The organism is Sphingorhabdus pulchriflava (genome assembly GCF_003367235.1).
In the GTDB taxonomy this organism is placed as follows: Bacteria; Pseudomonadota; Alphaproteobacteria; order Sphingomonadales; family Sphingomonadaceae; genus Sphingorhabdus_B; species Sphingorhabdus_B pulchriflava.
The window spans coordinates 1,205,177-1,217,683 of record NZ_QRGP01000001.1; the positions used below are offsets into that span (position 1 = coordinate 1,205,177).

At 58.2% G+C, this 12,507-nt stretch carries 13 protein-coding genes; all 13 read right to left on the minus strand.

The genetic code is table 11. The annotated features are described in order from the left end of the window. Genes nuoN through DXH95_RS06090 form a run of 13 tightly spaced genes read right to left on the minus strand, consistent with a single transcriptional unit; the run spans position 1 to position 12,406 of the window. Positions 1-1,443 (minus strand): NADH-quinone oxidoreductase subunit NuoN, encoded by a 1,443-nt coding sequence (gene nuoN / locus DXH95_RS06035; RefSeq protein WP_115548496.1) that lies wholly within the window; start codon positions 1,441-1,443, stop codon positions 1-3. Next, the gene (locus DXH95_RS06040) at positions 1,443-3,023 is read right to left on the minus strand and encodes an NADH-quinone oxidoreductase subunit M (protein ID WP_115548497.1); all 1,581 of its coding nucleotides are present in this window, start codon (positions 3,021-3,023) and stop codon (positions 1,443-1,445) included. Before DXH95_RS06040 ends, nuoN begins: the two co-directional genes overlap by 1 nt. Next, on the minus strand, positions 3,020-5,062 hold the full coding sequence (gene nuoL / locus DXH95_RS06045) for an NADH-quinone oxidoreductase subunit L (protein WP_115548498.1): 2,043 nt from the start codon (positions 5,060-5,062) through the stop codon (positions 3,020-3,022). The genes DXH95_RS06040 and nuoL overlap by 4 nt, the downstream gene beginning before the upstream one ends. Positions 5,063-5,071: 9 nt before the next feature. Beyond that, on the minus strand, positions 5,072-5,377 hold the full coding sequence (nuoK, locus tag DXH95_RS06050) for an NADH-quinone oxidoreductase subunit NuoK (RefSeq protein WP_115548499.1): 306 nt from the start codon (positions 5,375-5,377) through the stop codon (positions 5,072-5,074). Then, the gene (locus DXH95_RS06055; protein WP_115548500.1) at positions 5,374-5,988 is read right to left on the minus strand and encodes an NADH-quinone oxidoreductase subunit J; all 615 of its coding nucleotides are present in this window, start codon (positions 5,986-5,988) and stop codon (positions 5,374-5,376) included. The genes nuoK and DXH95_RS06055 overlap by 4 nt, the downstream gene beginning before the upstream one ends. Positions 5,989-6,000: 12 nt before the next feature. After that, positions 6,001-6,489: an NADH-quinone oxidoreductase subunit NuoI gene (gene nuoI / locus DXH95_RS06060; RefSeq protein ID WP_115548501.1), complete on the minus strand. Its 489-nt coding sequence runs from the start codon at positions 6,487-6,489 to the stop codon at positions 6,001-6,003. Then, a complete protein-coding gene (nuoH, locus tag DXH95_RS06065; protein WP_115549427.1) occupies positions 6,486-7,532 on the minus strand; it encodes an NADH-quinone oxidoreductase subunit NuoH in 1,047 nt (348 codons plus the stop codon). The genes nuoI and nuoH overlap by 4 nt, the downstream gene beginning before the upstream one ends. 17 nt (positions 7,533-7,549) lie before the next feature. Continuing rightward, positions 7,550-9,565 (minus strand): NADH-quinone oxidoreductase subunit NuoG, encoded by a 2,016-nt coding sequence (gene nuoG, locus DXH95_RS06070; protein ID WP_115548502.1) that lies wholly within the window; start codon positions 9,563-9,565, stop codon positions 7,550-7,552. After that, a complete protein-coding gene (locus DXH95_RS16000; RefSeq protein ID WP_147291693.1) occupies positions 9,558-9,950 on the minus strand; it encodes a hypothetical protein in 393 nt (130 codons plus the stop codon). Before DXH95_RS16000 ends, nuoG begins: the two co-directional genes overlap by 8 nt. Next, complete coding sequence (gene nuoF, locus DXH95_RS06080) at positions 9,947-11,239, minus strand: NADH-quinone oxidoreductase subunit NuoF (protein ID WP_115548504.1); 1,293 nt, start codon at positions 11,237-11,239, stop codon at positions 9,947-9,949. Before nuoF ends, DXH95_RS16000 begins: the two co-directional genes overlap by 4 nt. After that, positions 11,236-11,406 (minus strand): hypothetical protein, encoded by a 171-nt coding sequence (locus DXH95_RS16075; protein WP_181883585.1) that lies wholly within the window; start codon positions 11,404-11,406, stop codon positions 11,236-11,238. Before DXH95_RS16075 ends, nuoF begins: the two co-directional genes overlap by 4 nt. Next, the gene (locus DXH95_RS06085) at positions 11,406-12,071 is read right to left on the minus strand and encodes a complex I 24 kDa subunit family protein (protein ID WP_115548505.1); all 666 of its coding nucleotides are present in this window, start codon (positions 12,069-12,071) and stop codon (positions 11,406-11,408) included. The genes DXH95_RS16075 and DXH95_RS06085 overlap by 1 nt, the downstream gene beginning before the upstream one ends. After that, a complete protein-coding gene (locus DXH95_RS06090; protein WP_115548506.1) occupies positions 12,071-12,406 on the minus strand; it encodes a nuclear transport factor 2 family protein in 336 nt (111 codons plus the stop codon). The genes DXH95_RS06085 and DXH95_RS06090 overlap by 1 nt, the downstream gene beginning before the upstream one ends. Positions 12,407-12,507: the final 101 nt, after the last annotated feature.

The following is a 12,507-nucleotide window of genomic DNA, read 5'->3' on the forward strand; positions in this document are numbered from 1 at the left end:
TCAGAACAAGGCTCCGGCAGCTTGTGCTGTGACCGCTCCGAGGACCGGGATGGCCAAATAACCCAAGGGAGAAACGACCAAGCCGAGTGCCCCGCCAGTCCAGCCCAAAATCTTGTCATCTGCGACATCAATGCTGTCGACGGATTCGTCGAAATACATCGTCTTGACGACCTTCAAATAATAGAAGGCTCCAATCACAGAGGCAGCAATACCGATAACCGCAAGCGGGAACAGCCCTGCAGCAATCGCGGCATTGAACACGACCAGTTTGCCATAAAAGCCGAACAAGGGCGGAATGCCGGCCAGGCTGAACATGAAAATTGCGAAGATGGCAGCAAGCGCTGGGCGGGTCTTCGAGAGCCCGGCAATATCCGCCATGCTCTCCTTCATCTCACCATCACGACCCTTCAACTGCATCAGACAGATGAAACCACCGAGCGTCATCGCGACGTAAATGGCGAGGTAAACGAGCATCGCCGCCACGCCCTGTTCTGTACCAGCAGCCAAACCTATCAGCAGGAAGCCGACATTGTTAATCGAGCTATATGCCAAAAGGCGCTTCAGGTTCTGCTGTCCGATGGCTCCGACCGCACCGATGATGATCGACATCAGGGCCACGACCATGACGATCTGCTGCCATGCCTGAACCTGGTTTCCGAAGGCTTCAACCACGATACGGATCAGAAGGGCACTTGCCGCGACCTTTGGAGCACTGGCGAAGAAAGCCGTTACCGGCGTCGGCGCGCCTTCATAAACGTCGGGAGTCCACATGTGGAATGGTGCGGCGCTGATCTTGAAGGCAAGCCCGGAAAGCACGAAAACCAGACCAAAAAGCAGGCCCATGCTCAGTTCGCCCGTCATCGCTGTGCCGATGGTTTCAAAGCTGGTCGAACCGGTGAAGCCATACAGCAGCGACATGCCGAACAGCAAGATGCCACTGGCGAGGGCGCCAAGGACGAAATATTTAAGCCCTGCCTCTGCCGAGCGGCCATCGTTACGGGCAAAGCTGGCGAGGACATAGGCCGCGAGGCTGTTGAGTTCGAGGCCGATGTACAGAGTGAGCAAGTCGGTCGCAGATACCATGACGCCCATGCCGACAGCGGCAAGGATAACGAGCACCGGATATTCGGCACGCATCGCACCCATTTTTTCAAGTGCCTTGGGTGCGATCATCAGCGAAATGGCCGCGGCGAAGTAGATCAGGATTTTGGCGAAGCTGCTGAAGGCGTCGGCGCGATACAGGCCTTCAAAGGCCGACGCATCGGTTCCAGCGCACAGATAGTGCACCGCATAGGCGCCTGCGCCAACGAGGGCGGCCACAGACAAGATGCTGACCAAACGGCCGGCTTCTTGCCGCCATGCAGCAATCAGCAGAAGGGCTAGGCTCGAGAAACTGAGGATCAGCTCCGGGCGGACCAAATAGAGAGAGGTTGAAAGGTCCATTAGTGTGCGGCCCCCTCTGGCCCAGAAACTTTAGCGTTCTCATGTTCGCTGCCATGCGTCTGTACGCGATATTTGGCGGTCGTCTTGTCATGTTCCTTGAGCTTGCTGTCGCCTGCGGGCGCTGCGCGCTCGATGCGGTCTACGATCGTCGCAACGTCGCGACGGATCGGGGCCAGGAAGCTCTCAGGGTAAACGCCCATCCACAGCACAGCCGCCGCAATCGGTGCCAATAGCCACAATTCGCGATTGTCGAGATCGGGCATCGCAGCTGCATCGGCATTCACCTGCTCACCAAAAGCCACGCGGCGATAGAGATAGAGCATATAGCCGGCACCCAGGATGATACCCGTGGTCGCAATCAGCGTCGCCCAGGTCGAAACCTTGTAAGCACCAGCCAGCGACAGGAATTCACCGACAAAGCCGCTCGTTCCCGGCAGGCCTACGCTCGCCATGGTGAACAGCATGAAGAACAGCGCATATTTGGGCATGTTGATGCTGAGCCCGCCATAACGGCTGATCTCTCGAGTGTGCAGCCGGTCGTAAATGACACCAACGCACAGGAAGAGCGCGCCCGAGACAAGCCCGTGGCTGAGCATCACGATGATGGCGCCTTCGATACCCTGCTGGTTGAAGGTGAACAGTCCCACCGTCACGATCGCCATATGCGCGACCGATGAATAAGCGATCAGCTTCTTCATATCGTCCTGCACCATTGCGACGAGGCTGGTGTAGACTACAGCAACCATCGAGAGGCCGAAGATCAACCAGATGAACTGCGCAGAGGCTTCGGGGAACATCGGCAGCGAGAAGCGCAGGAAGCCATAGCCTCCCATCTTCAGCAAGACGCCTGCCAGGATGACCGAGCCCGCCGTCGGTGCCTGCACGTGCGCATCGGGCAACCAGGTGTGCACTGGCCACATCGGCATTTTGACCGCGAAGGATGCAAAGAAGGCGAGCCAGAGGATCGTCTGCGCCTCGGGCGGGAAATCATGGTTGAGCAGTGTCGGGATATCCGCCGTACCTGCTTGCTGGATCATCCACAGCATTGCCAGCAGCATGAACACCGAGCCGAGCAGCGTGTAGAGGAAGAATTTGTACGAGGCGTAGATGCGATCCTTGCCGCCCCAGATGCCGATGATCAGGTACATCGGGATCAGCCCGGCTTCGAACATGATGTAGAACAGCATCAGATCCTGCGCCGCGAACACGCCGATCATCAGCGTTTCCATCAGCAGGAAACTTGCCATGTAGAGGCCAACCCGCTCGGTTACCGCGCGCCAGCTTGCGCCAATACAGATCGGCATCAGGAAGACCGAGAGCATGATGAGCAGAAGCGAGATTCCGTCAATGCCCAGTTTCCAGCCTATCGGCCCGAACAATGCGGCGCTTTCGACAAACTGCCACTGTGCGCCCGCCGGATCGTAGCTGGCCCAGAGCCAGACGCCGAGCAGCAGGTTGAACAGAGTCGCGGTCAACGCAATGATGCGCGCCATTTCGTCGCGGGCAAACAGACATGCCAGCGCGCCAATCATCGGCACGGCGAGCATGATCGAAAGGATGGGGAGTTCGGCGGCGTTCATCGCGCTTGCACCATAAACCAGCTGATCGCGGCGACGAGGCCAAGCAGCATCACCAACGCATATGTGTAGAGATAGCCCGACTGCATGCGGACGGCGATACGGCTACCCAGACCAACGGCTGCGGCGGACCCGTTCGGGCCGAAGCGGTCGATAATTCCGATGTCGCCCCCCTTCCAGAACAGACGACCAAACCAGAAGGCAGGCTTGACGAAGATGAGGTTGTAGAGCTCGTCAAAATACCATTTGTTGAGGAAGAATTTGTACAGCGGCTCGAAATGCCCTGCCAATGCATGCGCAGAGCCCGGCTTGCGGATATACATCATCCAGGCAGTGAACAGGCCGGTCAGCATCGCAACCGTTGAAGCCAGCTTCACCCACAGCGGCACATGGTGCATCGCGTGGATGAGATGCTCGTTGAAATAGAGCGTCGATGCGGCCCAGAAAGCGGTTCCGCCTTCTTCGGCATAGATGAAATCATATTTGAACAAATAGCCTGCAGCTATTGCGCCCAGCGTGAGCACACCGAGCGGCACGAGCATTGGCCAGGGGCTTTCATGCGGATGATAGCCAGCAGTGCCATCGTCATGCGCGCTATGATGGTCGTGCGCATGGTCGTCATGGCCATGATGATCATCGTGCACCGCGTGCTGGATATGCTCCGACTGTGCCCAGCGCGGCTTGCCGAAGAAAGTCAGGAAGACGAGGCGCCAGCTGTAGAAACTGGTGAGCAATGCGGCAAACACGCCGATGAAGAAGGCATAGCCGCCCCAAGGCGCGGTCGAGGCATAGGCCGCTTCGATAATCGCGTCCTTTGAATGGAAACCGGCAAAGCCGCCAATGCCGACTATGCCGACGCCGGTGATCGCAAGCGTACCGGCAGTCATCGCCCAGAAGGTCAGCGGGATATGTTTCCTGAGGCCACCATAATAACGCATATCCTGCTCATGGTGCATGGCGTGGATCACGCTGCCCGCGCCAAGGAACAGCAGCGCCTTAAAGAAGGCGTGCGTGAACAGGTGGAACATCGCCGCGCTATAGGCGCCAACGCCCGCGGCGAAGAACATATAGCCGAGCTGCGAGCAGGTCGAATAAGCGATCACGCGCTTGATATCGGTCTGGACGAGGCCAACGGTTGCCGCGAACAGCGCCGTCGTCGCGCCAACGATGGTCACGACATTCAATGCAAACTGGCTGGTTTCAAACAGCGGCGACAGGCGGCAGACCATGAAAACGCCCGCAGTCACCATCGTCGCGGCGTGGATCAGTGCCGAAACCGGGGTCGGGCCCTCCATCGCGTCGGGCAACCATGTGTGCAGACCCAATTGTGCGGACTTGCCCATCGCGCCGATGAACAGCAGGATGCAGAGCAGGCTCATCGTATCGACGCGCAGGCCGAGGAAGCCGATGCTTGATCCGGCCTTTTCGGGTGCAGCGGCAAGGATATCGGGGATCGAAACCGTACCGAACAACCAGAACACGCCGAAGATGCCCAGCATGAAGCCAAGGTCACCCACGCGGTTTACGACAAAAGCCTTGATCGCGGCGGCGTTGGCGCTGGGTTTCTTGTACCAGAAACCGATCAGCAGATAGGATGCGAGACCAACGCCTTCCCAGCCAAAGAACATCTGGACAAGGTTGTTGGCGGTCACCAGCATCAGCATCGCGAAGGTGAACAGCGAGAGATAGGCGAAGAAGCGCGGCTGATCCGGGTCTTCCTCCATATAGCTCCAGCTATAGAGGTGGACGAGCGCGGACACGGTGGTGATCACCACCAGCATCACCGCGGTCAGCGCATCGACGCGCAATTCCCAGTCGAACTTCAGGGCGCCCGACTGCACCCATTGCATCACGGGCTCGACATAGGCTTTTTCATTGCCAGTCAAAAAGCCGAGGAAAATCGGCCAGCTGAGCGCACAAGCGAGGAACAGCCCGCCGGTTGTGATGACCTTCGCAGCTGTCTTGCCGATGAAATTCTGCCCCAGTCCTGCGACTATGGCCGCGAGCAATGGTCCGAATACGATGATTTCGATGGACGACATAAGACCGGCTTACCCCTTCATCCGGTTGACATCGTCAACGGCGATCGTGCCGCGACCACGGAAATAAATGACGAGAATGGCAAGGCCGATGGCGGCCTCACCTGCAGCGACGGTCAAAACGAACATCGCGAACACCTGCCCCACCAGATCGCCGAGGAAGGCGCTGAAAGCGACGAGGTTGATATTCACCGAAAGCAGGATGAGTTCGATCGCCATCAGGATGATGATCACATTCTTCCGGTTGAGGAAGATGCCGAGCACGCCCATCACGAACAGGATGCTGCTGACGACCAGATAATGTTCGATACCGATCATAGCTCCACCCCCTGCCCGACGGGCTGGTTCACATTGCGCACCGAATCCTGCGGGCGACGCTGGTTCTGGCTGGAAATATCCTGCACGAAAATGCCTTTACGCTGACGGTGGGTCAGCACAATCGCGCCGACCATCGCGACCAGCAGGATCAGACCTGCAGTTTCAAACAGGAAGACATATTTGGTATAGAGCAACGCGCCCATAGCCTCGATATTGGGCTTGTCTGCGGGCGTGGCGGCGGCAATCGCCCCGCCCAGTTCCACTGCTCCTGCACGGAAAGCACCGATGCCTAGGATCAGTTCGACCACCAGCACGATCGCCAGCAACAGCCCCAGCGGCAGATTGCTCATGAAACCGGCACGCAGTTCGGCGAAATCGATGTCGAGCATCATCACGACGAACAGGAACAGCACCGCGACCGCGCCGACATACACAATGACGAGCAGCATCGCGATAAATTCTGCGCCCACCAGCACCATCAGCGCGGCGGCGTTGAAGAAAGCGACAATCAGCCAGAGTACGCTATGCACCGGATTGCGGGCAAAAATCACCATGGCGGCCGAAGCCAGCAAGATGGCCGCGAAGATATAGAAGGAAATGACCTGGATCACGATGCGCGCCCCTTATCGATAGGGCGCGTCGGCGGCAATATTTGCCGCGATCGCGCGTTCCCATTTGTCCCCGTTGGCGAGCAGCTTGTCCTTGTTGTACAGCAGCTCTTCACGGGTTTCGGTGGCATATTCGAAATTCGGGCCTTCGACGATGGCATCGACCGGGCAGGCTTCCTGACAGAAGCCGCAATAGATGCACTTGGTCATGTCGATGTCGTAGCGCGTGGTACGGCGGCTGCCATCTTCGCGCGGTTCAGCCTCAATGGTGATCGCCTGCGCCGGGCACACCGCCTCGCACAGCTTGCACGCGATGCAGCGTTCTTCGCCATTGGGATAGCGACGCAACGCATGTTCACCGCGGAACCGCGGGGAAAGCGGGTTCTTCTCAAACGGATAATTCACCGTCGCCTTGGGCTTGAAGAAATATTGCAAGGTCAGCCAGTGCGCCTTGATAAATTCCCACAGCGTGAAGGATTTGATGAGATGGGCGACAGAACTCATGCGAAATGCCCTGTGTACATTAGGTAACCGCTCACGAGGAAAACCCAGAAGAGTGAAATCGGCAGGAAGACCTTCCAGCCCAGACGCATCAGCTGGTCATAACGATAGCGCGGGACGGTCGCCTTTACCCAGGCGAAAATGAAGAAGAAGATCCATATCTTGGCGAACAGCCAAATGATCCCCGGCACATAATAAAGCGGCGCCCAATCAACGGGCGGCAAATATCCGCCCCAGAACAGCACCGCGTTCAGCGTGCACATCAGAAGCACATTGGCATATTCGCCGAGCCAGTAGAGCGCGAAACTCATCGAGCTATATTCTGTCTGGTAACCCGCAACCAGCTCGCTTTCCGCCTCGGTCAGGTCGAACGGTGCGCGTGCGGTTTCGGCCATTGCGCTGATCAGGAACATGACCGCGATCGGGAAGAGCAGCGGGTTGAGGCCAAAGGCGTTCACAAAGCCCAGCACATGGCCCTTCTGCGCCTCGATGATGCCGAGCATGTTGAACGTGCCCGCCCACAACACGACGCAGATCAGGATGAAACCGATCGAGACTTCGTAGGAAATCATCTGCGCGGCGGCGCGCATTGCGGAGAAGAAGGGGTATTTCGAGTTCGACGCCCAGCCCGCAATTACCACGCCATAGACGCCAAGGCTGCTGATCGCCAAAACATAAAGCAGGCCGACATTGATATCGGCCAGCACCGCGCCCGAATTGAAGGGGATCACCGCCCAGGCCATCAAGGCGACGGTAAAGGTGATGATCGGCGCGATCAGGAACAGTCCGCGGTTCGACGCCGAAGGGATGATGGTTTCCTGGAGGAAGACCTTCAGTCCGTCAGCAAAAGACTGCAGCACACCCCACGGTCCGACCACGTTCGGCCCGCGGCGCAGCGCAAAGGCCGCCCACAGCTTGCGCTCTGCATAGATTATCATCGCGACGCTGAGCATCAGCAGCAGCGAGATCATCAATATGCCTGCAAGCGTGGAAGTGAACCACGCCCATTCATAGGACATGCCCCATGTCTGGAACCGTTCGGTCATGCCGAGATCAAACCAGCTCATTCCGCAGCCTCCAGCCATTGCTGCCCATGCACCAGTTCAGCCGAGCAACGCTGCATCGTAGGCGATGCGCGGCAGATGGCGTTGGTGAGGTAAAAATCCTTGATCGGATAATCGGCTATTTTGCCCGAAACCTTGGCATCCAGCTTCGGCTCCACCCAACCATAGTCGGCCAGCCCCTCCTGCCCGAGCGCAGGCACGGCTTTCGTCATCGCAGCGCGAAGCTCGTCGAGGCTATCGAACGGCAGACGCTTGCCGAGCACATCCGAAAGCGCGCGGAAAATCGCCCAATCTTCACGCGCGTCACCCGGAGGGAAGACCGCGCGTTCGCCGCGTTGGACGCGACCTTCGAGGTTCACCCAGGTGCCGGATTTCTCGCTATAGGCCGCACCCGGCAACACGACATCGGCATTGGCCGCGCCCCCCTTGTCTCCAAAGCTCTCGCCATGGTGGCCGACATAGACTTTGAAGGTCTTGGCAAAGAGGCTGTAATCGACCTCATCCGCGCCAAGGAAGAAAGCCAGTTTGGGCTTTTTCGTTGCCAGCGCCTTGATACCGCCTTCAAAGGCATAGCCGAGCATCAGCCCGCCCATGCGTGCAGCGGCGAAGTGCAGGACGTTGAAGCCATTCCAGCCATCGCGAACGAGCTTGTACTTCTTGGCAAAGGCCAATGCTGCACCATGCACGCCGTCATAACGCAGCGCGCCGCCACCGACGATGATCGCCGGGCGTTCGGCAGTTTTCAGCGCATCGGCCAGTGCCTTGGGCGCCTTGGCGAGAGCGCCCAGATCGTCACCCAACCATTCAACCTTATAGGTCAAATCGATTTCGGGCCCGATGGCGAAAACCTTCGCGCCTTTCTTGCGGACGGCTTTCTGGATACGAGTGTTTACCAGCGGCGCTTCGCGGCGCAGGTCGCTGCCGACCAACAGGATCACATCGGCATTTTCGATGCCTGCGATCGTGGTGTTGAAATTGACTGCCGACAGCGACGATGTGTCATAGGCAAGGCCAGTCTGGCGGCCTTCGAGCATCGCGTTTCCAGCGAGCTCACGAGCAGCGAACATCGTTTCGCAATCGACCATATCGCCTGAGACGACGGCAGCTTCGCCAGACCAATTGGCCTTGATCGCCTCAAAGGCTTCCTGCCAGCTTGCCGCAACCAGCTTGCCGTCCTTGCGGACATAAGGCTTGTCGAGGCGGCGATGGGTCAGGCCATCGACGGCATGGCGGGTTTTGTCATGCGCCCACTCTTCGTTGACGTCTTCGTTGATGCGCGGGACAGCGCGCAGCACCGCCCTGCCCCGACTGTCGAGGCGGATATTGGTGCCGACGGCGTCCATCACGTCTATCGCGGGGGTCTTTTTGAGCTCCCACGGGCGCGCGTTGAAGGCATAGGGTTTGCTGGTTAGCGCGCCGACCGGGCAAAGATCGACGACATTGCCCGAGAGCTCACTCGTCACCGCGCGTTCGAGATAGCTGGTGATCTGCATATTCTCGCCGCGATAGATCGCGCCGATTTCCTCTACACCAGCCACTTCCTCGGCAAAACGGACGCAGCGGGTGCACTGGATGCAGCGGGTCATCACCGTCTTGACGATGGGGCCCATATATTTCTCGGTCACCGCGCGTTTATTCTCGTCATAGCGCGAGGCACCACGGCCATAAGCGACCGACTGGTCCTGCAAATCGCATTCACCGCCCTGATCGCAAATCGGGCAGTCGAGCGGGTGGTTGATGAGGAGGAACTCCATCACCCCTTCGCGCGCTTTTTTGACCATTTCGCTGTCGGTCTTGATGATCTGTCCTTCAGTGGCGGGTAGCGCACAGCTCGCCTGCGGCTTGGGAGGCCCGGGGGCAACTTCAACCAGACACATGCGGCAGTTGCCGGCAATGGACAGGCGCTCATGATAGCAGAAGCGCGGAATTTCTTTCCCCGCCAGCTCGCACGCCTGCAGGACAGTCGCGCCCTGCGGGACTTCGATTTCGAGACCGTCTACGGTGACTTTAGGCATTGGTCTTCACCAGTTTGTCAATATCGGAGGTGTCGCCAATCGCTTCGAATTTATCGTCAGGCACATAGAACGAACCGCTCATAGTCTTTTGAATTTTATCAAAGTTCTTTCGATCCAGAGCAGCTGCACGAGTGAAACTTCCGCATGCAGCTACAATACGCGGTTCGATTTTATTCCAGCGACTTTGTGCATTTGGTAGCAACTTTTCATTGAGCCATTTCGCACGAGCAAAATTGACCATAAACTTGTGGTCGCCTGTTTTGGACGCAACTTTGTATCCACATTGCGCCCAAGTCCGGACGGCTGGTGTCACACTCAAACAAGCATAAGCGGGCACTACTAAGCCAAGGGACAACACCACAGCAATTGGAACCGCATACTTCATTCCGCCGCCTCCAGCATGCCGCCATGTTCGGTAATCCGGCGTTCGATCTCCGGACGGAAATGACGGATCAGGCCCTGGATCGGCCAAGCTGCCGCGTCGCCGAGCGCGCAGATGGTGTGGCCTTCGACTTGCTTGGTGACCTGGAACAATGTGTCGATTTCTGAGACATCGGCATTGCCTTCGCGCAGCCGTTCCATCACGCGCCACATCCAGCCTGTGCCCTCGCGGCATGGCGTGCACTGGCCGCAGCTTTCATGTTTGTAGAAATAGGACAGACGCGAAATCGCGCGGACGATGTCGGTTGATTTGTCCATGACGATGACGGCAGCCGTGCCTAGGCCAGAGCCGAGCGCCTTCAGCCCGTCAAAATCCATCGGCGCGTCCATGATCTGCGCGGCGGGAACGAGCGGAACCGACGAACCACCGGGGATCACCGCCAGCAGATTGTCCCACCCGCCACGGATGCCGCCTGCATGCTTTTCGATCAGTTCGCGGAACGGGATGCTCATCGCTTCCTCAACCACGCAGGGCGTGTTCACATGGCCCGAAATCTGGAACAGCTTGGTGCCGAGATTGTTGGGATTGCCAAAGCTGGCAAACCATTCAGGGCCGCGTCGCAGGATCGTCGGCGTGACCGATATCGATTCCACATTGTTAACTGTCGTCGGGCAGCCGTAGAGGCCCGCGCCTGCCGGGAAAGGCGGTTTCAGGCGCGGCTGGCCCTTCTTGCCCTCCAGACTTTCGATCATCGCGGTTTCTTCACCGCAAATATAGGCGCCCGCGCCGCGATGGACGAAGACGTCGAAATCATAGCCCGACTTGCAGGCATTTTTGCCGATCAGGCCAGCAGCATAGGCCTCGGCAACCGCCGCCTCAAGCACCTTGGCTTCATAGATGAATTCGCCGCGAATATAGATATAGGCCGCCCGCGCGCGCATCGCAAAACCGGCGACCAACGCGCCTTCGATCAGCTTGTGCGGATCGTGGCGGATGATCTCGCGGTCCTTGCACGAACCGGGCTCGGATTCGTCGGCGTTGATAACCAGGAAATTGGGCCGTTCGGGCGTCGGCGCCTTGGGCATGAAGCTCCACTTCATTCCCGTCGGGAATCCCGCTCCGCCGCGACCGCGCAAGCCCGAAGCCTTGATGCGCTCGATAATCTCATCCTGCCCGATCTTAAGCAGATTGGCGGTCTTGTCCCAATCGCCCCGCTTTTGCGCAGCCTTCAGGGTCCACGGCTGGAAGCCATGGACGTTGGTGAAGATGCGGTCCTTATCCTGAAGGCTCATTGCTCGTCTGAACCCTTCTGCTTCCGGCTGAACACACCAAGGCCGCCGAACAGCACGCCGAGGATAATCCAGACAATCCAGTCATCGCCATTGATGAATTTGAACACCCCGAGGAGCAGGAAAATGATCCCTACCAGCGGCAGGCCTTTGGTCTTGGCTTGCTCCATCACCAATCCCCTCGATAATCATGATTGGCCTTGACCATCTCTTTCAGCGTCGTCGGCCCGCCCTCGGGGCAGCTGGTCTGGCGGTCGATCTGCGGGCCGATCTTGACCGGCTTGTCATTCGCCAGCGCGTCGAGCAGGGCAGACATGCTGTCATAGGTCAGGTCTTCGAAATTATCGTCGTTAATCTGTACCATCGGCGCATTGGCGCAGGCACCAAGGCATTCGACTTCGGTCAGCGTGAACAAGCCGTCTGGCGTTGTCCCGCCCTTGACTAACCCGCGATTCTTGCAGGCGGCCATGACGTCATCCGACCCGCGCAGCATGCACGGCGTGGTGCCGCAAACCTGCACATGAAAACGGCCAACGGGTGCCAAGTTGTACATGGTGTAGAAGGTCGCAACCTCATACGCGCGCATGTAAGGCATACCTAGATAGGCAGCGACATATTCGATCACCGGCACGGGCAGCCAGCCCTGCGTCTTGGTTTCCTCACCCACCTGCCGTTGTGCCAGATCGAGCAGCGCCATAACTGCCGATTGCTGACGGCCTGCGGGATAGCGCGCGACATACATGTCGGCGGTCTTTTTGTTTGCCGCCGTAAACTTGAATCCGGCCCATTTGGCGCGGACTTCGGCTTCGTCGGGAATGTGGACAGCGTCGGCCATTATCGGACAAACTCCACGCGCGACACCTTGTCGCCTTCAAAACTATAGATCGACATCACTTCGAACGGCTCGGCAGTTGCAGAGCGGAAAACCCGTTCGTGAAGTGCAACAAATTCGCCCAATTCATAGCCTTTGAGGATTTCTGCGCGGTTCTCCGGAAATTCGGCGAACATCGCTTTCAATCCGGCCCGCGTGCCTTCCTTGCCTTCGCGCACCACGGCCCCACGATAGCCCGCTTCGCAAGCATCATCGGTCATCAGCGCTACATAGGCGTCTGCATCCTGCGCATTATAATGCGCAATCATCTGCTCGGCGACGGCGAGGCGGTCAGACATTGCTTGGGACCTTGTTTTCCGCTTTTGTCAGCAAACTGAGCAGCCGACCAAAAGTGAACGCTGCGCTAATAAAGAAACTCGTATCGACTTTGACATCATCG